This is a genomic window from Geobacter argillaceus (genome assembly GCF_007830735.1).
GTDB lineage: Bacteria > Desulfobacterota > Desulfuromonadia > Geobacterales > DSM-12255 > Geomobilibacter > Geomobilibacter argillaceus.
The window spans coordinates 170964-193681 of the sequence record NZ_VLLN01000001.1; the positions used below are offsets into that span (position 1 = coordinate 170964).

Annotated in this window: 23 protein-coding genes; 19 read left to right on the forward strand and 4 right to left on the reverse strand. The window is 58.3% G+C overall.

The window, feature by feature from the left end; all coding sequences use genetic code 11:
- Nucleotides 1-75: 75 nt before the first annotated feature.
- Nucleotides 76-852, reverse strand: coding sequence for an OB-fold nucleic acid binding domain-containing protein (locus JN12_RS00740; protein WP_145017080.1), 777 nt, complete (start codon nucleotides 850-852; stop codon nucleotides 76-78).
- Between the two features lie 290 nt (nucleotides 853-1142).
- On the opposite strand from JN12_RS00740, the gene JN12_RS00745 reads away from it, so the two are divergent.
- The 14 genes from JN12_RS00745 to merA all read left to right on the forward strand — a co-directional run bounded on the left by JN12_RS00745 (nucleotide 1143) and on the right by merA (nucleotide 15197).
- Nucleotides 1143-3542 carry a methyl-accepting chemotaxis protein gene (locus JN12_RS00745; protein ID WP_145017082.1) on the forward strand — a complete coding sequence of 800 codons (2400 nt, stop codon included), beginning with the start codon at nucleotides 1143-1145 and terminating at the stop codon, nucleotides 3540-3542.
- A 297-nt stretch (nucleotides 3543-3839) separates the two neighbouring features.
- Nucleotides 3840-5513: a DUF3373 domain-containing protein gene (locus JN12_RS00750; RefSeq protein WP_145017084.1), complete on the forward strand. Its 1674-nt coding sequence runs from the start codon at nucleotides 3840-3842 to the stop codon at nucleotides 5511-5513.
- A gap of 71 nt (nucleotides 5514-5584) precedes the next feature.
- Entirely contained in the window at nucleotides 5585-5911 is a 327-nt protein-coding gene (locus JN12_RS00755; RefSeq protein ID WP_145017086.1) for a hypothetical protein, read from the forward strand.
- Between the two features lie 103 nt (nucleotides 5912-6014).
- Nucleotides 6015-7385: a multiheme c-type cytochrome gene (locus JN12_RS00760; RefSeq protein ID WP_145017088.1), complete on the forward strand. Its 1371-nt coding sequence runs from the start codon at nucleotides 6015-6017 to the stop codon at nucleotides 7383-7385.
- A 79-nt stretch (nucleotides 7386-7464) separates the two neighbouring features.
- Complete coding sequence (locus tag JN12_RS00765) at nucleotides 7465-8745, forward strand: rhodanese-like domain-containing protein (RefSeq protein ID WP_246125685.1); 1281 nt, start codon at nucleotides 7465-7467, stop codon at nucleotides 8743-8745.
- A gap of 108 nt (nucleotides 8746-8853) precedes the next feature.
- Nucleotides 8854-10380 (forward strand): radical SAM protein, encoded by a 1527-nt coding sequence (locus tag JN12_RS00770; protein ID WP_145017374.1) that lies wholly within the window; start codon nucleotides 8854-8856, stop codon nucleotides 10378-10380.
- A gap of 239 nt (nucleotides 10381-10619) precedes the next feature.
- Nucleotides 10620-11042 carry a heavy metal-responsive transcriptional regulator gene (locus tag JN12_RS00775; protein WP_145017090.1) on the forward strand — a complete coding sequence of 141 codons (423 nt, stop codon included), beginning with the start codon at nucleotides 10620-10622 and terminating at the stop codon, nucleotides 11040-11042.
- Complete coding sequence (locus JN12_RS00780) at nucleotides 11029-11508, forward strand: MerC family mercury resistance protein (RefSeq protein WP_145017092.1); 480 nt, start codon at nucleotides 11029-11031, stop codon at nucleotides 11506-11508. Before JN12_RS00775 ends, JN12_RS00780 begins: the two co-directional genes overlap by 14 nt.
- Before the next feature lie 23 nt (nucleotides 11509-11531).
- Nucleotides 11532-11801, forward strand: a complete 270-nt coding sequence (locus tag JN12_RS00785) for a glutaredoxin family protein (RefSeq protein ID WP_145017094.1) — start codon at nucleotides 11532-11534, stop codon at nucleotides 11799-11801.
- A 75-nt stretch (nucleotides 11802-11876) separates the two neighbouring features.
- Nucleotides 11877-12377: a putative iron-sulfur cluster-binding metallochaperone gene (locus JN12_RS00790; protein ID WP_145017096.1), complete on the forward strand. Its 501-nt coding sequence runs from the start codon at nucleotides 11877-11879 to the stop codon at nucleotides 12375-12377.
- A 29-nt stretch (nucleotides 12378-12406) separates the two neighbouring features.
- Complete coding sequence (locus tag JN12_RS00795) at nucleotides 12407-12742, forward strand: mercuric transporter MerT family protein (protein ID WP_170241803.1); 336 nt, start codon at nucleotides 12407-12409, stop codon at nucleotides 12740-12742.
- 17 nt (nucleotides 12743-12759) lie between these two features.
- On the forward strand, nucleotides 12760-13056 hold the full coding sequence (locus JN12_RS00800) for a heavy-metal-associated domain-containing protein (protein ID WP_145017100.1): 297 nt from the start codon (nucleotides 12760-12762) through the stop codon (nucleotides 13054-13056).
- Nucleotides 13057-13116: 60 nt separating this feature from the next.
- Complete coding sequence (merB, locus tag JN12_RS00805; protein WP_170241804.1) at nucleotides 13117-13767, forward strand: alkylmercury lyase family protein; 651 nt, start codon at nucleotides 13117-13119, stop codon at nucleotides 13765-13767.
- 26 nt (nucleotides 13768-13793) lie between these two features.
- On the forward strand, nucleotides 13794-15197 hold the full coding sequence (merA, locus tag JN12_RS00810; protein WP_145017104.1) for a mercury(II) reductase: 1404 nt from the start codon (nucleotides 13794-13796) through the stop codon (nucleotides 15195-15197).
- A 231-nt stretch (nucleotides 15198-15428) separates the two neighbouring features.
- Here merA and JN12_RS00815 read toward each other — a convergent pair whose 3' ends face one another.
- The 3 genes from JN12_RS00815 to trxB are packed head-to-tail and all read right to left on the reverse strand — an operon-like array spanning nucleotide 15429 to nucleotide 18457.
- Nucleotides 15429-16958 carry a YifB family Mg chelatase-like AAA ATPase gene (locus tag JN12_RS00815; protein WP_145017106.1) on the reverse strand — a complete coding sequence of 510 codons (1530 nt, stop codon included), beginning with the start codon at nucleotides 16956-16958 and terminating at the stop codon, nucleotides 15429-15431.
- Nucleotides 16959-17005: 47 nt separating this feature from the next.
- Entirely contained in the window at nucleotides 17006-17455 is a 450-nt protein-coding gene (locus JN12_RS00820) for a YaaR family protein (protein ID WP_145017108.1), read from the reverse strand.
- Nucleotides 17456-17500: 45 nt separating this feature from the next.
- Nucleotides 17501-18457: a thioredoxin-disulfide reductase gene (gene trxB, locus JN12_RS00825; protein WP_145017110.1), complete on the reverse strand. Its 957-nt coding sequence runs from the start codon at nucleotides 18455-18457 to the stop codon at nucleotides 17501-17503.
- A gap of 166 nt (nucleotides 18458-18623) precedes the next feature.
- Between trxB and JN12_RS00830 the strand changes: the two genes are divergently transcribed.
- The 5 genes from JN12_RS00830 to JN12_RS00850 all read left to right on the forward strand — a co-directional run bounded on the left by JN12_RS00830 (nucleotide 18624) and on the right by JN12_RS00850 (nucleotide 22666).
- The gene (locus JN12_RS00830) at nucleotides 18624-19382 is read left to right on the forward strand and encodes a hypothetical protein (protein WP_145017112.1); all 759 of its coding nucleotides are present in this window, start codon (nucleotides 18624-18626) and stop codon (nucleotides 19380-19382) included.
- An 82-nt stretch (nucleotides 19383-19464) separates the two neighbouring features.
- On the forward strand, nucleotides 19465-20460 hold the full coding sequence (locus JN12_RS00835; RefSeq protein ID WP_145017114.1) for a cation diffusion facilitator family transporter: 996 nt from the start codon (nucleotides 19465-19467) through the stop codon (nucleotides 20458-20460).
- Nucleotides 20461-20466: 6 nt separating this feature from the next.
- Nucleotides 20467-21690 carry a threonine ammonia-lyase gene (ilvA, locus tag JN12_RS00840; RefSeq protein WP_145017116.1) on the forward strand — a complete coding sequence of 408 codons (1224 nt, stop codon included), beginning with the start codon at nucleotides 20467-20469 and terminating at the stop codon, nucleotides 21688-21690.
- Between the two features lie 266 nt (nucleotides 21691-21956).
- Nucleotides 21957-22262 (forward strand): type II toxin-antitoxin system RelB/DinJ family antitoxin, encoded by a 306-nt coding sequence (locus JN12_RS00845; protein ID WP_145017119.1) that lies wholly within the window; start codon nucleotides 21957-21959, stop codon nucleotides 22260-22262.
- Nucleotides 22259-22666: a type II toxin-antitoxin system VapC family toxin gene (locus JN12_RS00850; RefSeq protein WP_145017120.1), complete on the forward strand. Its 408-nt coding sequence runs from the start codon at nucleotides 22259-22261 to the stop codon at nucleotides 22664-22666. The genes JN12_RS00845 and JN12_RS00850 overlap by 4 nt, the downstream gene beginning before the upstream one ends.
- The last annotated feature ends 52 nt before the right edge of the window (nucleotides 22667-22718 follow it).

Here is a 22718-nt window from a genome sequence, read left to right on the forward strand (position 1 = left end):
TGTGAGCAACAACGCCAACGCCCCCCGGTGCATCGCATCGGGGGGCGTTGGTATCACGGGCTACCGTCGTGGCCATTACTTCAGATTGGCATCCTCAAGGATCGCGTCGTATTTGTAACCGGCACCGAAGTCCCGATTCTGGTGAACCGTGCCGGTAGCAGTGACGATGTCACCCACGGTCGCCTTGTCCTTGGTGGTCACCACCAGTTTGTTGTTCTGCTTGGCAGCCTCACCGGTGCCATCCTGGAGATGGACCCAGTTGTGGTCCATGATCGACATTGAAACCTTGACCACCTGGCCACGAACGGCAATGGGCTTGTCGTTGAGCTCGGCCTTCTTGCCAAAGACTTCCGCCACGGTGTAGGCATTGGCTCCGGCTGCCTTGTCCACCTTCAACCCTTCAATGACCTTTCCTTCCGTCTTCGTCGCCGACCCTATCTTGACATCTTCCAACTTCACCCCGGCATGGGCGTTCTTCTTGCGCTCTTCATTGAACTTCTCCGTCGGCCCACCGGAGAAAAGAATGCTATCAAACGTCCGGTCAAGCGCCTTGCTGGTAAATTTGCCCATCTGCACACCGGGCTCCAGTTCGACGGTCTCACCGACCTTGACAACCATCTCGGGAATCGCCACCCACCTCTTCTCACCCTTGGTCTCCAGCAGCATATAGGTATACCCGCTACTGTCCATGGTCTCCATGACCTTACCGGCCAAAGGAGGCTGCTCGGCAGTCTTTTCCGTCTTTTTCTCGACATTGGTGTTGGCAGGGGGAACCATATTGGGCATAGCCATTGCCCCTGCCGGCAACACTGCAACGAATCCTGCCACTAATAACCATTTCACGTTTGACATTCCGAAACTCCTGCAAAATCTGTATTAACTACGCCACATGGAAGTTCAGCATACTTGTTTTGTCAAAATTGCACAAGAGATTCGGTGCTCGCAACTCGGGAACAGTAGTTTCCCGTCCGGAGATCTCTAACAAAGATTACTCAGACCTGGATACGGTGGGCCGGACAACGTCGGCGGCACAGCAAAAAAATATTTGCGTACAAATCATTCAAGAACTTTTCAAGCTTGCCGAATAATTCTCCAATAAACAGTGCGGAAATACACCGTACGTATCAACAAGGAAACTTTTGATGACCATCAGAGCAAAACTGACCGCAAACGTACTATTGGTAGTTGTCATGATCGGAGCAGTAGCCGCGACCAGTTTTTTGGGAATGCGGTTTGTCAAGGAGAAGCTTTCATATCTGACGGAAAAAAGTACACCGTTTCAACTGCGTACTATCGAGTTCCAACGCGCTGTGCAGACCGTAACTTCCGACCTGACAAAAGTCGGTGCCTCGCACTCGCATGACGAATTTGTCTCTTCCAGGAAAGAGGCGGACGCCTCTCTGCTTGCTGCCAGAGAAGCCCAGAAAACCCTTGAGACAATGTCCGGCGAACGGTTGTCAACGTCCGATGATCTGGCGGCCATAGCCGGAGAGTTGACCTCGGTGACGGAAAATCGGCTCAAAGCCGAGAACGAGGCAACCAAAGCAGGCCAGCAGACAACGCAGCGGCTCAAAGAAACAACAGCTCGCCTCAAAGAACTCGACTCTCAGATCAAGGCGCTGCAAGTCAGCCGCTCAAAAGCCTACTCAACCTCTGCCGACAACAAGGATGCGATCCTCACCAGGGTCCGTAGCCTGGAGATGCTCAAGACCACCCTGAAAGAGCTCAAGCTGTCCATATATGAGACAAATCGCAAAGGGGCAAAAAGCGATCCGGGAAAGCTGCTGAACAAGGCAGTGCAAAACTCTTTTGTCCGTAGCAACCCAAAGATCCTGGCAGAAGTGAAATCATTGGCTGCCAAAATTGAAGAAATCACCAAGGCACGTGATGCGGGAAGCGACTCCAGGCTCGCTGACGTCAATACCCGTCTGGATGCGCTCATCGATGATATTTCGGACGAAGCAGATAATGAGGATGAGAAATACAGCGCCATCACCGGCAAGCAGGGTGGCTTCCAGTCCCAGGCCGCCATTGCCGTCACCTCTCTGGCAGCGAACTCGGAACTGGTTGCGCTCGGGATCTCCGTTGAAGGATTTGCTACTCGCCTCTTTACCGTCAATAGTCCCAAGGATCTGGACATCATTGCAGCAGAAACAAACACAGCCTTTGCCAAGATCAACACCGTATACAAAAATCTGGACACCTCCCTGAAAAAAATCGGCGCCGCCAGAGAACAGAAAATGTTGGCAGCAGCCGTTGCATCCCTTAATGGCACCCGAACGATTCTGTTTGCCGAAGAAGGCATTATTACCAAACTGAAACGAAAAATGGAGATGGAGGCCAAGGCTACGGCGGTAGCCGCTAAACTCCGCGGCATCGTAACGGCCCAGGCCGAGCAGGGGAAAAGGACTGCTGCAGGTGCCCAGGAAGGTCAGGAAAAGGCCATCGCCACGGTCAACCGGATAGTCCGTTTCAATACCGCGCTCATCGGTGGTATCGGCATTGCGTCAATCATCATCGGCGTATTCTTCGGCTTTTGGATCTATCGCTCCGTTGCCGGGCCGTTGCAACAACTCCTTGGCGCCTCTGCCCAGGTTGCAAAGGGTGACCTGACCGGCAATCTTTCCGATGTCAGCAATGACGAAGTGGGTGAGGTTCAGGCAAAGGTAGGCGAAATGGTCGGAAACCTGCGGGGGATGGTCGGGAACATCAATGACGTCAGCCGTGACCTGAACAGCAGCTCGGAAGAGCTGTCAAGGACTGCCGTTGAATTGCAGGAAGGAGCCAGCCTGCAGACTGGCCAGATCGAGCAGGCGGTTACCGCAATGGCCGAGATGACCCAGACGACTCTGGAAGTGGCCAGAAACTCCTCGGAGACCGCAGATGCCGCGCAGAAGATGAAACAGGTGGCCGAGCAGGGCAAAGGGGCAATGACTGAAACAGTGCATGAAATGGATCGCTTCGCTCTCTCGGTTAGAGAGGCATCCGCACGGGTTGAATCCCTTGGCGACCAGTCGCAGCAGATCAACGAGGTTGTATCGCTCATCAAGGATATTGCCGACCAGACCAACCTCCTCGCCCTCAACGCGGCGATCGAGGCAGCACGGGCCGGCGACATGGGGCGCGGTTTCGCGGTTGTGGCCGACAGCGTCAGGGCGCTTGCGGAACGGACAACCGCGTCAACGGAGGAAATCAGCCACATGGTCGGCGGAATGCAGCAGAGCGTTGCCCACGCCGTGCAGTTCATGCACCAGGAGAGCAGTTCCCTGGACAAGGTGGTGATCCACGTCAACCAGACCCTGGCCGCCATTGACGAGATTGTCGACTATGTGGGACAGGTCACCGACATGGTCCAGCGTACCGCTGTGGCAGCCGAACAGCAGTCTTCCACCAGCGAGGAGATCAACCACAACATGACTGCCATTGACGCGGTAACCCGAAAGCTTTTCCTGGCGTTCCGGGAAGTTCAGACCTCTTCCAGTTCTCTGTCACAGCTGGCCCAAAAACTTAACGACAAGGTCAGCTGGTTCAAGGTGCACTGATGCATTATCGCCACAGTCGTGCATGCACTCCTTCTGTCAGGTATTTGACTTATTCTACGCCAAATCACAGTGAAATTTTTCTCATCCACTACACGCTTTTCCGCACAAACCCAGCATAAATAAGAATCTGCACACGTTGGCCCAGATATTGCTGATTCTATATTATTGGATACAGTTGCAATTTTAATGAGTTACACCACTACATCCTAATAAGGAAAGAAGGTGATACAACTTAAAGCCAGTGAAGCAGATTAGCCTTAGCCAATTTTAGCTAAAAACCCAATCTAAGGAGATCCCATGAAAAAAACAGGAAAACAATTTCTAACAGGTGCACTGCTGGCCGGACTGGTCATGCCGGCTGCCGCCCTGGCAGCCGATCAGGATCTGGAGAAGAAGATCGATTCCCTGTCGAAAGAGATCGATGTCCTGAAACAACAGGTGAAGAAAACCGAAGACAAGTCCCTCGGCAAATGGCTGACCATTGGCGGCGATTACCGGTTTCGGGTGGACAGCCTGCGGGGGGAGTCAAAGCCGTATGTTGACGTGAATGCCACCTTCAACAACGCCCAGCAGCAGATGAACAACAGTTTCATAGCCTCGCCCGTCGCTGCCGGTCCACAGGTAGCCGCCTTCTTGAACTTCGCCAACAGCATGAAGCAGGTATCAACCGTCAGCGGGGCGCAGACGTTCCTCGGCAACAACGCGACCATGCTGGGAGCGCTGCAAGGCTTTGCCAAGTCGATACCGGCCGCCAAACCGAGCAACGACACCCTCTACACCAACCGGCTCGGCCTCGATCTCCACGCCAAGGCCACCCAGGATGTGACGGTTAACGTCCGCCTCCTCATGTACAAGACCTTCGGCTCCGACAACGACAGCGCCGTCACCGGCAGTGGCGGGACGCCGTTCTTCGCCGACCGGGTCGGCGTCTTCGACGGTACCATCGGCCATGTCCCGTCCAGCGACTTTCTCGGGGTCGACCGGGCCTATGCCACCTGGGCCAACATCGCCGGTGAGCCGGTTTGGATCTCCGTCGGCCGACGTCCCTCCACCAACGGTGTTCCGAGCAACCTGCGGCTGAACAACGAACGACCCGGCAACGGCGGCACCCCGTCACTGCTGGTGGATTATGCCTTTGACGGCATGACCCTCGGTTGGGCTCCTGATATCGATGCCCTTCCCGGCGCCTACGCCAAGATCTGCTACGGCCGTGGCTTCGAGGCCGGGATCTCGCAACCGGTTGGGAACACGCTACGCGACACTGACATGCTCGGCGTTGCAGTCATCCCCATCGATACCGATCCTCTCCGGATTCATCTGCAGTGGAACCACGGCTACAATATCTTCGACTTTCCGGTCATGAACAACACCTATTTCGGCAACACGGCGCCGGCCGTACAGTTGGGGGATATCGACTGGTTCGGCACCGGAGTCATGAGCACCCTGAAAAACGTCGGGCCGGGAACCCTGAACTTCTTTACCGAGTTCGGGCTGAGCCTCACCCACCCGAACGACAACGTTTCGGCCAATGCCGGCTTCCAGGGGCTCATGACCGGCCGGTTCTTCAATCCCGAAGCCCCGACCGACAAGACCGGCTGGGCCGCCTATGTGGGTGCCCGCTATGACCTGCCGACCAAGACCAAACTCGGCTTCGAATACAACCACGGCTCCAGGAACTGGATAACCTTCGCTCCGGCTGCCGACGACATCTGGACCAGCAAAGTCGGGACCCGCGGCAATGTATACGAAGGGTACATCATCCAGGAACTGAACCTGAAACCGATCTCTTCGTATCTATCCAAGACCTTTTTCCGGGTCGGCTACCAGTACTACGATTTCGAGTACACCGGCAGCAACAACTGGGTCGGCGCACCCCAGAGGATATCCGACCTGACCGGTGCCGAGATGCAACTGCTCGCACCGCTCAAGAGCGCCCAGAACATCTATGGCACCTTCGAGGTCAAGTTCTAGGACGAAAAGCCTGCTTGCAGTTTCGATTGCACTTGGTAGAATTAAGCAACACTAACAGAAGGAGTTGAATCATGAAAAGACTGGTATCAATATTGGTTCTGGTAACCCTGGTAGCCTTGGGAATCTTCTCCATAAGCAGTCAGGCCTCCGCCGAAGAGATCAAGATGGTCGGCGTGATAACAAAGATCGAGATTGCCGGCAAGGACGCCAAAACGGCAACCGTAACCCTCAAGGACAACAAGAGCGGAGAGTCGGTGGTAATCATCGTCACCGACGACCTGACCCTCGACAAGTTCAAGGACCACCGGATTGTCGAAGGCGACGAAATCCGCTGCAAGTTCGAACCGATCGACGGCAAGAATAACAGCAAGCTGTTCCGTAAAACCGCCGGCTGTTGATACCAACGGGAGCTCCCGGGAACCACCCGGGGGCTTCTTTTTGGCGGCAGACATCCAATTATAGCAATATCAATATATAAAATTGTTCCAAGAAAGGATTCTTATGAAACGGTTAGCAGCAACCATTACCTGCCTTGCCGTGGGATTACTGGCGACCTCGGCCCTGGCCGCTCCCAAGGAGCACCCCGGCAAGGAGGAAATTGCGAAGAGCGGCTACAAGGGTCCGGAAACCTGTGAGCAGTGCCACACCGGCAAGGCCAAGGAGTTCCTCTCCACCGTTCACTGGAAACACTCCTCGAAAATCGACAACGTTGAAGGTATCGACCCGAACAGGGAATACGGCATGCTGAACCGTATCTACACCATGTGCAATGGGAACGATATCGTCAACAACCTGAAGGAAATCCCCAAGAATGCCGCCGGCAAGTCCAAGTTTTCCGGCTGCAACACGTGCCATCCCGGTAATCACCTGAGTGATGTCGGCAGCACTGGCCCGGAAGCGGAAAAATCCGTAGACTGCCTGGTCTGCCATTCGACCGATTACGACTTCCGGCAGCGAAAACCGTTCAAGGACGACCAGGGGCGGGTAGTCATGGGACAGGATAGGAGCACCAAGGCGGCGCTCGCCATCGGTAAGCCGACGGTGAAAAACTGCATGGTCTGCCACGAGTCGGCCGGCGGAGGGGTGCTCATCAAGCGCGGCTTCGCCTTTACCAAGGATACCGACCTGCACGCGGCCAAGGGGATGGTCTGCGTGGACTGCCACAAGACAAATGGCCACAGGATACCGACCGGCTACGACCCGAACAACTGGGCCAATGACGGTCTGCGCCTCTCCTGTCTGGATTGTCACGGCGAAGCCCCCCACAAGGACGCCGATTACAACCGCCACACGGCGCGCATCGCCTGCCAGACCTGCCACATTCCCCGCACCGGCGGCGCCATGGCCAAGGATTTTACCAAGTGGGAGCAAGGGCCGGACAAGTTCTTCGAGCCGACCACCCTGCGCAAGGAGGCCAATGAGACTGTGCCGGTCTATGCGTGGTACAACAAGACGGTCGTCAATACCCCCCACTTCATCGGCCCCAAGGGGAACCGCGGCGATAAGGCCAGCAAGATCTACCCGTTCAAGATTTTCCAGGGTAAGGCCTTTTTTGACAAGAAAACCGGCAACCTGCTGTCCATGGACTTCGCCCCCCCCATGGCCACCGGCGACACGCTGGCCGGCATTGCCTCCGCGGCCAAAACCCTCGGCATAACCAGCTATGACCCCGTTCCCGGCTGGCAGACGGTCTATTTCGGCAGCAACCATCTGACGACCAGGACCAAGGCACTCACCTGCACCAACTGCCATGCGGTCAATGGTGTACTGAACTTCAAGGAGTTGGGGTATACGGATGAAGAGATCCGGAAACTTACCAACGCCGAGATCTATTTTGAAAAACTGGTGAACAAGCAGAAAGAGGAGTGGTAATCATACCGCCGGTTCCCATCCGGGGCTTTCGGGTGGGAACCGGCATATCCCATTCATGTCAACACAAGTAGGAGGACGCGTGTCCAAGGCGAAAAAAGCGGTTACATTGATTGCAATCGGCACCATGCTCACCCTGGCAGTGAATGCTGCCGCAGCCGAAGAGTTGAAGGGAAAGGTCAAGGCCGTTTCCAAATCATCCCGAACCATTGCCGTAGAGGTGGAACAGAAGGGGGTTGTCGTCTTCAAGTATGACAAGGATACCCAGTTCAAGAACGCAGCGTCGGCAACGGACATTCTTCCCGATGAGGTGATCACGGTCGATTACAGCGGCAACGGCGCGGAGAACCGGGCCAGGAGCATCAGCAAATTCATTGCGCCACTGCCGGAAGGGGTGAAGCGCATCCAGGCGGCAGAGCTGGATGCACTGATCCGCAGAGGACCTGCCGCCGGCAACTACCTGCTGATCGACTCCCGGCCGGCGGGAAAATTCAACGAAGGGCATCTGCCGTCAGCCATCTCCATCCCATTCAACGAACTGGAGAAGAATGGCGAAAAACTATTGCCGACCGACAGGAACAAGACCCTGGTGTTCTATTGCGGCGGTCTCTCCTGCGTGCTCAGCCCGAAATCGGCGGCCCTGGCCAGAAAGTTAGGTTTCCAGGATGTACGGGTCTTTCCCGAGGGTGAGCCGGGGTGGAGAAAATCCGAGCGAGCCACCGAGTCCAGCCCGGGCTTCGTGAAATCGGGCAATATCGTCCTCATCGACCTCCGCAATCCGGCTGCCGTACAGAAAGGCCATATCCCCGGGGCGGTCAATATACCTTCGGCCAAACTGGCGGCAAGCGAACAGCAGTTCCCGGCCTACAAGGGTGCCCCGATTGTCTTCTATTGCGAGCAGGACGCAGAACTCAGCGCGGCCCTGGAACAGATGCGCGACTGGGGATACACAAATGCAACCGTCTTCCCCGGCGGAACCGCGACCTGGCAGGCAGCAGGCAACGAACTGGCAAAGGGGCCGGCAGCGACGACGATCACCTACGTCCGCAAGCTCGGGGCCGGCGAAATCGGCATCAAGGAATTCGAAGCCGCGGTATCAAAAGGGTCGGCCCTCATCGTCGACGCCCGCAGCAGTGAAGAGTTCGCCAAGGGGCATCTCCCCAAAGCGCTGAACATCCCGGCCGAAGAGATGGCCCGGCGTTTCGCGGAGATACCTTCCGGGAAGCCGCTCATCATCCACTGCTCTACCGGCACCAGGGCTGAAATGGCCTTCGACATCCTCAAGGAAAAGGGAATCCCGGCACGCTACCTGAAGGCCAGTGTGGCCATCGAGTCTGACGGCAGGCCGGTCATAACTGAGTAGAAACTGTCGTTTTAGATGGTCGGAAGGGCCTTGGGACGATGTCCCGAGGCCCTTTCCTGCGCCGGGAATGCGCTTGATCGAACGGCACGCATGGCGCATAATGCCGCCATGCTGCTCATCTTCCCCCCCATTGCCAAAGCATGCGAGCCGCCGGCCGGCATAGCCAGACTTGCATCTGCACTGCACGCTCACGGCATTCCCTGCCGGGTGCTGGACGCCAACCTCGAAGGCCAGCTCTGGCTCATGAAACAGCCGCTGCCAGCAAATGACACCTGGACCCGCAGGGCCGGAAAAAACCTCGCACGCAACCTTGCCGCACTATACGACCGTGAGACCTATCGCTCACCTGACCGCTACAGCCGGGCCGTCAGGGAGGTCAATCGCGTCCTGGCCGTCGCCGCCCGTGGAAGTGGAACAACCCTCGGGCTGGCCGATTATCAGCATGAAAAACTCTCGCCCCTGCGCAGCAGCGATCTTGTTAAAGCGGCACAGCACCCGGAACAGAACCCCTTTTTCCGCTGGTTCAGCGCACGATTGCGGCACATTCTGGCTGATGCCACCCATGCACCGGTCCGCGTGGTGGGATTTTCCCTGAACTACCTGAGCCAGGCGCTCTGCACATTCGCCATGATCGGTTTTATCAGAAGCGAGTTCCCTGCATTACGCATCTCTCTTGGCGGCGGGCTGGCAACCTCCTGGCTGCAGCGGCCCGGCTGGCAGAACCCGTTTGGCAATCTTGTCGACCAACTGGTTGCCGGTCCCGGTGAACGCCCACTGCTCTCACTGTTCGGGGTTGACGGTCTGCCCGACCGTCACGTTACGCCGGACTACAGCGTCCTGCCCCATCACGAGTACCTGTCACCGGGATTCATTCTTCCCTACAGCAGCGCCAGTGGTTGCTACTGGAACCGTTGCTCCTTTTGCCCCGAACTGGCGGAGGGGAACCGCTACCGGCCGGTCCCGGTGCAACGTGCCCTGGCCGACCTGCACGAATTGACCGCACGGACCAGGCCGGTTCTCATCCACCTGCTGGACAACGCCATCAGTCCGGCACTGATGCGGGCGCTGGCAGCAGACCCGCCACCGGCACCATGGTACGGGTTCGCCAGATTCGAGGAGGAGTTAGCGGATGCAGATTTCTGCCTTGCACTCAGGCGCTCGGGATGTGTGATGCTGAAACTGGGGCTTGAATCTGGCGACCAGGGGGTGCTGGACCAGCTCCAAAAGGGAATCGACCTCGGTCAGGCGTCGCGGATACTGACGAACCTGCAGCGGGCGGGAATAGCGGTCTATCTCTACCTGCTCTTCGGCACACCGGCCGAAACGCTGACCGAAGCCAGGCGGACCCTGGAGTTTGTCGTCCGCCACCGGGAGGCGATCGGCTTCATGAACCTGGCGATCTTCAATATGCCCATAGCCGGTGACGAAGCTGCCCGGCATGAAACCGAGCCGTTCTACGATGGGGATCTTTCACTCTACACCGCCTTTCGTCATCCCCATGGATGGGACCGGAAAGAAGTTCGGCTGTTCCTGGCCAACGAATTCAAGCGGCATACTTCGGTGGCGGCGATATTGAAAAACGACCCGCCGCTGTTCTCATCAAATCACGCCGCATTTTTTCGGACTTTTTGGTAATGAGGTAATTGATACTGGTGGCCCCGAATCCCCTGCGGTGGATAAGCTAGGCCGCCGTTTCCAGATTTTTTTCCCTTGTCGCTTCACCCTTTGACATCGTCTTTTATCCGCCCATTAAACCAACCGGTTGGTAAAAAACATATTTTATAGGGTGCCGTATCAAGGGAAAAACCTGATTACAAATTTCTCTTGACCCTATACCTTGGTACAGGGTTTATCTTTCTGTCAGGGAGGTGTGTATGAAAGGGCTGACCATCGGTCAAGTGGCACAACAGGCTGGAGTGAAGATAGAGACGGTCCGCTACTACGAGCGGCAGGGGCTGATCCCTCCGCCGCCGCGCCGGGAGTCGGGGTACCGGCAATACCCGGAGGAGACGGTTGCCCGTGTCCGGTTTGTCAGGAAGGCGCAGGGTCTCGGTTTCACCCTCAGGGAGATTGCCGGGCTTCTCGCCCTCAGGGTTGGCCCCGACACCACCTGCGGCGACGTAAAGATGCGGGCGGAGGAGAAGATCGCCGATATCGAGGGCAAGATCCGCACCCTTCAGAGAATGAGGGAGGTGCTGGCAGAGTTGGCCGCGTCATGCAGCGGAAGCGGCTCTGCCGGAGAATGCCCGATTCTGGAGGCGCTGGAGGCCAAGGAGGAAGACGATGCCGAGGAGTGAACATTTACCGGCAAAGGAAGAGGCAGCGGGTTCCGCAACAACGGATGCCGGCAGGACCGGCTGGCGCGGGACAGTGGCCATGCTTCCGGGGATAGGCTTGGCGCTTCTTCCGAAGCTTACCTGCCCCGCCTGCTGGCCCGCCTATGCGGGGGTCTTCAGCTCACTGGGCCTGGGCTTTGTCAACTACAGCCTTTATCTGCTCCCCCTGACCGCCCTGTTCCTCATCCCGGCAGTCGTGTCTCTGGGCCTGCGGGCGAAGAACAGGCGCGGATACGGACCGCTCACCATGGGGACCGTTGCGGCCCTCATTCTGCTCATCGGGAAGTTCCTCTTCGCTTCCGAAGCAGCCTTGTATGCGGGGATTGCCCTGCTGACGTCTGCCTCGCTCTGGAACTCCTGGCCGCTACGCAAGGAGGGAAGCGGCTCTTGCCCTGCCTGTGCCTCATGGAATGGGGGAGTCAAATAGTTACACGGAAAGGAGGTGATATCATGAACGCCAAGAGAAAAATCGACGTCTTCAGCGCCGGCTGCCCAGCGTGCGATGAGACGGTGAACCTCGTGAAGAGGACCGCCTGCCCATCCTGCGAGGTGACCATCCTCGACATGAAGGACCCCGAAGTCGCAAAACGGGCGAAAAGCCTCGGTGTCCGGTCGGTCCCGGCCGTTACCATCGACGGCAGGCTTGCTGCCTGCTGCGCCAAAGGGGGACCCGATGAGGCGACCCTGAGAGCGGCCGGGCTTGGTCAGCCGTTGCCGTGATGTCCGGAAGGAGGGGGATTTCCCCCTCCTTCTCCCATCAATTCTCGCATCTTGAAGCCCAAAGGAGTCAAAGTGATGAATGAAATCTTCTGCCCTGAATGTGGCATGAGCGGGAAACAGGTCAAGGAAACCACCCTCCGCTCCCTGCTTCGGCCAGAAAAGCAGGTGTTGATCGGCGACAGCCGCTACTATTTTTGCGGCTCAATGGGGTGTGAAACAGTCTACTTCACGGAAGAGAGTAGCCGGACCTTTTCCAGGGCAGACCTGATGGTACGGGTCGGAGTGAAAGAGTCCTCTCCCCCGAGACCGGTCTGCTACTGCTTCGGCCATAGCATGGAAGAAATCTTCGACGAAGTTGAACGGACCGGGAAGAGCACGGTCGTTGCCGACATCAGGCGAAGGATGGCGGAGGAGGGGTGCTCCTGCGAGACAAAAAACCCGCTGGGGAGCTGCTGTCTCGGAACGGTCGAAGGTGTCGTCCAGGCGGCCTATGCCCGGTTCGGCGTCGAGGCGAGCGCTCCGAAATCGAAAGGTGATGACAAGGAATGCTGCGGTCCGGGTGGCTGCTGTAAATGACGTTGAACAAGCAAGGGAGGATATCTGAGATGAAAAAGGAAACCGTGACAAGCCTCGGGGCAATGGCGGCGGCCCTTCTGGCGGCAACGTGCTGCATCGGTCCCGTGATCTTCGTGCTCTTCGGTGCTTCCTTCGCCTTTCTCGGGAAGCTGTCGTTCATGGAGCAGTTTCGCCCCTACTTCCTCGGGCTGGCGGGCGTTATGGTCGGCTATTCATTCTGGAAGCTCTACCTGAAAAAATCAGACTGTGCCTGTCCTGCGGATGTCCGCATCAGGCGCATCTCCCGCTGGATATTCTGGATTGGCCTGGTGGTGGTCCTTCTGGCGGCTTTTTCCAAGACGATCATACTATGCCTCTATAGCTGAAAAGGAGAAACGAGATTATGAAAAGGGTAATTGGAACGGTAGTGGTTGCGGTTCTGCTTCTGACGGCCGGGTACGTCCTGGCGGCGCAGCAGGTGGTGATGGATATCAAGGGGATGACCTGCGAGCTTTGCCCGCTGGCGATCAGGAAGTCGCTGGAAAAGGTCGCGGGGGTCAAGAGTGTCAAGGTCTCCTTCGATGATAAGAAGGCCCGGCTTGCCGTAGACGAAGCGGTGACCGACAAGGCGCTTGAGCAAGCGGTGCAGAAGGCAGGCACGTATACGGGGAAAGTCATCGAGAGAAAGCAGACGCGGTGATCCCCGCGCCGGGGAGTACGCAGAATAACTTCGCCCGACATGACGAAAGAGGAGGAAGTCTTGGCCGGACTTATTGAGCGGATCGGTGAATCGGTACGTGGGAGGAGAGCGGCGGCAAAGCTCGACCCCGTAGAAGACGAAATCAGGAAATTTATCCTGCGGAAGCTTGCAGGTACCGGCAAGGCCCCTTCCCTGCGAGAGATCGGGGAGGAGATGGGCCTCGCTTCAATGGAATTCGTTAACCGCACCGTAGAAAAACTTGAACTGGCAGATATCCTGACGAGAAAAGAGGGAGATATCGTCTCCGCCTATCCCTTCTCGGCCCAGGAAACGCGCCACCGGGTTGTTTTCGCCAATGGCCGCCGGGTGCACGCCCTCTGCGCCACGGACGCCTTCGGTATCCACTTCATGCTGAACGAGCCGATCATTATCCTCTCCCGGTGCCCTTGGTGCGAAGGGGAAACGGAGGTGGCCGTGAAAAACGGCACGATCGATTCCCGCAAGCCGAAAGGGATGCTGGAGTTTGTGAGCGAACGGGAACGATGCGGCTGCACGGCCGAAACCTGCTGCCCATACATCAACTTCTTCTGCTCCGTGGAACATCTGGCGAGATGGCAAGAGCAGAACCCCAAACTGGCGAACGGCGAGACCTACACGCTCGACGAAGCGTTGCGTCATGGCAGGATGATCTTTGAAGATTTCCTCCGGTAGCCTGCCGGAGAGAAAAGGAGGAGAGCATGGAACGGTACGATCTGATTATTCTGGGAGGAGGCGCTACAGCCTTTGCGGCGGCGACGGAGGCGGACCGCCTCGGCATCAGGACGGTAATCATCAACGACGGTCTTCCCATGGGGGGGACCTGCGTGAACGTGGGGTGCATGCCCACCAAGCACCTTCTGGCCGTAGCCGGAGAACTGCACGCAATCCGCAATCCCCGCTTCGCCTCCATCACATCCATCCCGCCCGCCTTCGACTTCGGGAAGGCCATGGCGGACAAGGACCTCCTTATTACGGAAGCCCGTCGGAGGAACTATCAGGATGTCCTGACGGGGTTCAAACATGTTACATGGATCGACGGGAAAGGTTCCTTTGCATCCGAGCGGATCGTCCGGGCAGGAAGCAGGGAAATCGAGGGAGAACATATCCTTATCGCCACCGGCTGTCGGACCAGGGTCTACCCCATCGAGGGGCTTGCGGAGACAGGCTACGTAACAAACCGGGAGGTGCTGTCGTTACAAAGGCTCCCCTCCTCCCTGGTGGTCCTGGGTGGAGGTCCGCTGGGGCTGGAGTTCGCTCAGATATTTGCCCGCTTCGGCACTAAGGTGAAGGTCGTCGAGGTGGCGAGGAGGATCGCCGCCATGTCCGAGCCGGAGATATGTGAAGCCCTGTGCGGTTACCTGGAAGCCGAAGGGATTGATTTCCACACGGGGGTCAATATCCGCAGGGTGCGCAGGAATGGCGCGTTCAAGGAGGTTGTCGTCGAGACGGACGGCAAGGAAATGACGGTCCAAGGGGAAGATATCCTGGTGGCTACCGGCGTTATCGGCAACATTGAAGGGCTGAACCTGGAGGGAATCGGCATCGAGACCGAGAAGGGTTGCAACATCAAGGTGAATGAGCATCTCCAGACGAACATCCCCCATATCTGGGCCGCCGGCGACGTGGTCTGCCACATTTGCCTGGAGACCGTCGCTGCCAGGGAGGGGAAGATGGCGGTGGAAAACGCCTTCACGGGGGCACGAAAGACGATGGACTTAGGCTCCATCCCCTTCGCCATATTCACCGATCCGGAGGTGGCCGGGGTGGGGCTCACGGAGGCCCAGTACATGGCCCGCTACGGCACCTGTAATTGCCGGACCGTTCAACTGAGCCAGGTGCCGAAGGCCCTTGCCGTGAACGACACGAGGGGACTGGTGAAGATGGTGGCCCACCACGAGACGGGGAAGGTCATGGGGGTCCATATCCTCGCCCCACATGCGGCGGAGATGATCCACGAGGCCACCCTGGCGATCCGGTTCGGGCTCACCATCGACGACCTGATCGAGACGACCCACATCTTCCCCACCTACTGTGAAGGGATAAAGATGGCAGCCCAGGCCTTCCGGCGGGATATCGGTCGGATGAGCTGTTGTGTGGAATAGGTGGCCGTGTTCAGAAACGGCCACTACGTGTGGGCTTTCTTGACAGTCAGTTTTTTTCTTTTTTATGTATTGGACAATATGGACATTCTCAGTAGGGGAGATCAACCTACACGCGACAGTTAACTTGCCAAAATATTGTAACATCCCGACAACAAGGCAGATATCACACGACTTACCCCCACATGCAGGAGGGTTCGATATGCAGTAGGACATGACCGTGGGATACGGGTTTCAGACCGTCTTCCGATCCAGGCTCCGGTATTGGATCGCCTCGGCCAGGTGCTGCTCGCGGATGTTTTCGGCACCGTCCAGGTCGGCAATGGTGCGGGCAACCTTGAGGATACGGGTGTAGGAACGGGCGGAGAGGCCGAGACGGTCGGTAACCATCTCCAGCATCCGGTTGCCGGCGGCATCGAGCTCGCAGAATTTGCGGATGAAGCGGGGGGGCATCTGGGCGTTGCTGTGGACTTTGGTACCGCTGAACCGCTCCCGCTGTATGACACGGGATCGTTCGACCCGGGCAGCAATAGCCGCGGAGCTTTCCCCCTCCTGCCTGTCGACCAGTTCGCGATATTTGACCGCCGGCACTTCAATATGAATATCGATCCTGTCCAAAAGTGGTCCCGAAAGGCGGGTGCGGTAACGGTGGATCTCCCGTGGCGTGCAGGAGCAGGTATGGGCCGGATCACCGCTGTAGCCACAGGGACAGGGGTTCAATGCCGCCACCAGCATGAACTGGGCGGGATAAGTAATGGAGGTGAGCGCCCTGGATATGGTCACCCGGCCATCTTCCATCGGCTGCCGGAGCACTTCGAGAACGCTTTTCTTGAACTCGGGCATCTCGTCCAGAAAAAGCAAGCCGTGGTTGGCAAGGGAGACTTCGCCCGGTTTCGGCGTATTGCCGCCACCGATCAATCCGATGTCGGAGATGGTGTGATGGGGCCTTCTGAACGGTCTCTGGGCGATCAGCGCCCGCTCCCGGTCCAGGAGCCCCATGATACTGTACAGCTTGGTGGTTTCGATCGCCTCGGCAAACGACATCTTCGGCAGAATGGTCGGAATCCTGCGGGCCAGCATGGTCTTGCCCGAACCGGGCGGACCGATCATCAGGAGATTATGCGCTCCGGAAGCGGCCACCTCCAGTGCCCGTTTGGCGTGCTCCTGTCCCCTGACCTCGGCAAAATCCTCGTGATAGACCGATTCCTGGCGAAACAGCTCCTGCACGTCCACCCGGTGCGGTTCGATCTCCAGCTCACCATTCAGGAACTGTACCACCTCGGCCAGTTCGCTGACGCCGATGACGACTATTCCTTCGACCACGGCACTCTCGGAAGCGTTATCACGTGCCAGGATGACACCGGCATACCCCTTTTGCCTGGCGGCTACCGCGACCGGCAGGCAGCCGCGCACCGGCTTGATACTCCCGTCCAGGGAAAGTTCCCCGACCAGGAGATAGTCACCCAGGCGCCCCTCCTTTACTACCCCGGTTGCCGCCAGGATACCGATGGCAATCGGAAGGTCGAAAGACGCGCCTTCCTTTCTGATGTCGGCTGGCGCCAGATTGACCGTTATCCTCCGTGCCGGAAAATCGTAGCCGCTGTTCTTCAGTGCCGCTTTGACCCGGTCCTTACTCTCCTTCACCGCCCCGTCCGGCAGCCCTACCGTGGCAAACTGGGGAAGCCCCTGGGCGATATCCACCTCAACGGCGACGGTAATGGCATCAATGCCGTGCAGGGCGGAGCTGAGAACCTTGGCAAGCATCTATCGGTCTCCTTGGCACAAAAAAGGGGCAGGTTTCAAGCCCGCCCCTACAGGAAGAAGTTGATCACCAGCCCTTTCAGCTCCATGATCTTGTCGGTGATCTTCATGTGGTCTTTCTGCTCGGCCATGATCAGGCGGTAGAGCTCATCCGCCTCCCGGTCGATCGTGGCAACGATCTCGTGCACGCGGGGACTGGACGGACCGCTCACCAGTTCAAGCTTGTAGGCGTTGGACAAAACCTTGCGGGAAAGTTGGGAAAGAAGCCCTCGGAAAGCCTTGAAGTTGGCCATGGTCGGGTCCCGGTCCAGGGCATCGCCGACCCGGTCGATCTCCCGCTTCAGCTCCTTGAGCTCCTTCTGGTAATCGTCCAGGGCATCTTCCTGCCGCTGCAGGGTACGGCCAAAAAGGGTCGTGACCACGGACCCCGCTTTGCGGGCCGGCACTCCCTTCCCTTTCTTCTCGATCCCCCTGGCGGGGAGTTCATCGTCAATGCGCACGGCCGCCTCGTGAAGTTCAAGGTTCAAAGTTCAAGGTTTTCCCAGTCACGAGTCACCGCTTTTTACGCTTTCCAGATACCGGTCCGCATCCAGGGCTGCCATGCAGCCGGCGCCGGCCGAGGTGATCGCCTGCTTGTAGATCTGGTCCTGCACATCGCCGGCGGCAAAAACCCCGGGGATACTGGTCCCCATGGAGAACCCTTCGCACCCTAATTGAGTCCGGATGTAACCGTTGTCCATCTCCAGCTGTCCCTCGAACAGATGGGTGTTCGGCTGATGGCCAATGGCAACAAAGCAGCCATGGACCGGGATATCCTTGGTGGAACCGCTGGTATGGCGGATGCGGATGCCGGTCACGCCGCCGTCGTCCCCCAGGACCTCGCCCAGGACATGGTTCCACTCGATGGTGACGTTGCCGCCCCGGGTTTTTTCGATCAGCTTGTCGGCCAGCATCTTCTCGGAGCGGAACCGGTCGCGGCGGTGCACCACCGTCACGTGGCTGGCGATGTTGGAGAGATAGAGCGCCTCCTCCACCGCCGTGTTCCCTCCACCGATGACCGCCACCGGCTTGCCCCGGTAGAAAAAACCGTCGCAGGTGGCACAGGCGGACACTCCCTTCCCTTTGAACCGCTCCTCGGATGGCAGCCCCAGGTACCTGGCCGTGGCGCCGGTGGCGACAATCAGGGCGTCGCAGGTGTAGGTCCCTGACTCGCCGGTAAGGACGAAGGGACGCTGCTGCAGGTCCGCCTTGCTGATATAGTCGTTGATGATCCGGGTATTGAAACGCTCGGCATGGCGCCGCATCCGGTCCATCAGTTCCGGTCCCAGCACACCGTCCACATCGCCGGGCCAGTTGTCCACATCGGTGGTGGTCATCAGCTGGCCACCCTGCTCAAGGCCGGTGATCAGGGCTGGCTGCAGGTTGGCACGGGCCGCGTAAATGGCTGCCGTATAGCCGGCAGGGCCGGAGCCGAGAATGAGAAGCCGATAGTGGGACGACATGGAATACACCTCCAGGTTAATGTGCCCAAACAATACCAGCAGAACCCGGAAAATGCAAGGAGCGCGGCCCCTGGCAAGGCCCTCCGACGTTGACCGTCCGGGAATGCTCTGGTACACTTCCTTCACACTGTCTTCGTCATTTCAATCGCAGCAGGAGGATTTAATTATGAAACGTATGCTTTCCAGCCTCATCATCGGTGGCACTCTTCTGGCCGCCTCGGTCGCCGGCGCCCGTGATATCCGCTTCTCTTCCGGCCTCGTCCAGAGCCAGTTCAAGGAGTTGAGCAAAGAGGCAGGCGCGGCCCTGGCGTACCGTAACGCGGCTCCGGCCGCATCGCTCGGCATCACCGGTTTCGACCTGGGGGCGGAAGTCTCCATCATCGACATCAAGAGCGATAGTCAGTACTGGAAGGCCGCCCTGGGCAACGATGCCCCATCGTACCTCTATATTCCCAGCCTGCGGGCGCGCAAGGGGCTCCCGTTCGGCATTGACGTAGGGGCAATGTACAGCTACGTCCCGGACAGCAACGTAAAGATCTATGGCTTCGAGGTGAGCAAGGCAATCCTGGAGGGAACCGCGGTGACCCCGGCCCTCGGCGTTCGGGCCAGCTATACGAAACTGGCCGGGGTAAACGACCTGGATCTGCAGACCATCGGCATCGACGCCAATATCAGTAAGGGGTTCGCCATCATCACCCCCTATGCCGGCGCCGGTCTGGTCTGGGTGGACAGCAAAGCGGAGGGAAACCTGGCAACTTTCTCACCGGCGGTAAACGGGGGCAAGTCCCTCTCTGAGGAGAAAGTCTGGCTCCCCCGCGGCTTTGTCGGCGCCAAGATCACCATCTTGCCGTTCATCAAGGTAACCGGCGAGATCGAATATGCAGTACGACCGATCTATACCCTGAAAGCGGCCATTGATTTCTAACCGGAGGCGAGCAGCACGAAGATAAGGCATGGGGTAACTCGATCTCCTCGCGCCTTGATCCTCGTACCTCGTGCCTGACCTTATGCACGCTGACCAACATCTGGACAAGAGCATTGCCGGCCGCTTCACCTGGGCCATCGTCCTGACCGCCCTGACCCTGGTGGCCGAGGTGATCGGCGGCATCTGGACCAACTCCCTGGCGTTGCTCTCCGATGCAGCCCACGTCTTTCTCGACCTGTTCGCCCTGCTCCTGTCGCTCGGCGCCATCAAGCTCGCCTCTTTTCCAACCAGCGATACCCGGACCTTCGGCTGGCACCGGGCCGAGGTCTTTGCCTCGTTCATCAACGGCGCGTCGGTCTTCCTCATCGCCATCGGCATCTTTTACGAGGCATGGGGCCGCTTCGGCGCCCCCCAGGAGGTGAAGAGCGTTCCCATGTTCGTCATCGCCCTGATCGGCCTGGTTATGAACCTGATCGCCGCCGGCGCCCTGCATCAGCACTCCCACGACGACCTGAACGTACACAGCGCCTTCCTCCACGTACTGGGAGATGCAGCCGCCTCGGTCGGCGTCATCATCGGCGGGGTGGTAATGTACTATACCCACTGGTATGTGCTGGATGCAGTCATTTCCGTCGGGATCGGCTGCGTCATCTTCTGGGGGGCCTGGCGGGTCATCCGCGATTCGGCCCATATTCTCCTGGAAGGGGTGCCGCGGGGAATGTCCGGCACCATCGTTGCCGATACCATCAGGAGTGTGGAGGGGGTGAACGATGTCCACCACCTGAACCTGTGGGCCATCTGCTCCCATATCCTCGCCCTCTCCGCCCATGTGGACGTGAAGCCCGAGTTCAAGGGTGAACAGGCCGGGGTACTGCGCCGCATAGAGGAACTCCTGTTCGAGCAATACCATATCTCCCACACCACCCTGCAGGTGGAGTGCACCATGTGCGTCGAAGGCCCGGTCATCAAGGAGATGCGCCACCGTCCCCGGGCGGGACATGGCCACGATCATCCCCACGACCATCACCCCCACGGCGGCGGCTGCCGCCATGACCACCAGCACGGCCACAGCCACTAAATCCCCATGACCGATCAGACATCGCTTACCTACAGCCTCATCCATGAGGCCGAATACCGCCTGAAGAAGCGGGTGCGCCGCACCGAACTGATCCACTCCCACCACTTCAGCGATCATCTGGGTATCCCGCTTTATTTCAAGTGCGAGAATCTGCAGCGCACCGGCTCCTTTAAAATCCGAGGCGCCATGAACTTCATGACCGCCCAGTCCAAGGAAGCCCTGGCCGGCGGGGTCATCACCGCCTCAGCCGGCAACCACGCCCAGGGGGTTGCCTTTTCCGCCGACCTGCTGGGGGTGCGGGCCACGGTTTACATGCCGGAGACCACCCCGCCCCAGAAGGTCTTTGCCACCCGGGACTACGGCGCCGACGTGGTCCTGACCGGCAGGAACTTCGACGAAGCCTACGCCGCCGCGGTTCAGGCCGGCCGCGAGAGCGGCGCCCTGTTCGTCCACCCGTTCGACGACCCGCTGGTCATGGCCGGCCAGGGGACCATCGGCCTGGAGTTATTGGAGGAGATTCCCGATCTGGCCAACCTGCTGGTGCCGATCGGCGGAGGAGGACTGATCGCCGGCGTGGCAACCGCCATCAAGGAGACCAATCCCGGCGTCAGGATCATCGGTGTGGAGGCCGCAGCGGCGCCGTCGATGAGCCTGGCGTTGAAAACGGGAAGGATCGTGGAAACTCCGCTCACGGTCAGCCTGGCAGACGGCATCGCCGTCAAGCGGGCCGGAGCGAACACCTTCCCGATCGTCCAGCAGTTGGTGGATGACGTGGTGCTGGTGGGGGAAGAGGATATCGCCCTGGCCATCGTCGGGCTTCTGGAGCGGACCAAGCTGCTGGTGGAAGGGGCCGGTGCCGTGCCGCTGGCCGCAATCATGAGCGGGGCTGCCTCAAACCTTTCCGGGAAGACGGTCTGCCTCCTCTCGGGCGGAAACATCGACGTGAAGACCATCTCCGTCGTGGTGGAACGGGGTCTCTTGGCCGCCGGCCGCTACCTGAAGCTGAAGGTGGAACTGGACGATGCCCCCGGCTCCCTGGCCAGACTGACGGCAGAGATCGCCACTGCCCGTGCCAACATCTCCATCATCAATCACGACCGCCGCTCAAAGTCTCTCCCCATCGGCAAGACCGAGGTACTGGTGGAGCTGGAGACCCGGGGGTACGATCATATCCAGGATGTTATCGGGCACTTGGAGGGGGTGGGGTATGAGGTGGAGGTGTTGAAGTAGCTTTTCAAAAGAAACGGCCGCCTCATAGGCCTCTTCAGCCACCAGTGTGCCGCAGGTGATGATCAGCGCACCTATCCCCCGGCTTGCCCCGGTCCTGACAGTGAAGCCCGGCGCATAGCCACCTTCCAGTGTCACACTCTCTCCCCAGCTGCTCTGGTTGATGATCTGGTGGTAGCATACAGTTCCCACGGCAAACAGCATCCTTATCTTGTTAATGTGTGACTTTTGCAGTACAATTCCTCTCTAAATGAACAAGGAGGTTCACCATGCCGAAGAACGCAACCATTAGCATGAGAATCGACGACCAACTGAAATCCGACGTCGAAACCATTTTTCACACGTTGGGACTGACAACCAGCGAAGCGATCAAGATATTCTTTGCCGCGGTGCGCAACCGCAAGGGGCTGCCATTCCCGTTGCAGGTTGCCTCAGATCGGGTTTCTCCTGCGGAGCAGAGAAAGACGGCCCTGGACGCAATAATCGGTGCTTATCCGTTGATGTCATCAAGCAATGATTTTGCCAGGATAAAGCAGAGTGAAATCGAACTTGAGGAGAGGAAGTTTAAGCGATGAGATATGTTCTGGATGCCTGCGCCATCCTTGCTCTCATAAAGAATGGGGATGGAGCGGTTATGGTACGGCAGGCGCTGGAATCAGGGGGTAATACGTGCCTCGTTCACGCCGTCAACATCTGTGAAGTGTATTATGACTGCCTTCGCTGCTATGGCCTTGAACCGGCAGAAAAACTACTTGCCAACCTGGATAAAGCCGGTCTGGTAATCAGGAACGATATGGATGCGGAGTTCTGGAAGGCCGCAGGCAGCCTGAAGGCACGAGGCCGCATCTCCCTTGCCGACTGTTTTGCTGTTGTGCTCGCTGTGCGTGAAGATGCGGTTATGCTCACCTCCGACCGCCATGAATTTGAACCTTTACTTGCTATAAGCGGGTTTCCGGCAACAGTGCAGTTTATTCGGTGAAACGATTCCGGCGCCTTAATAGACCCTTTGCAGGCATTCGGAGATCCTCTTG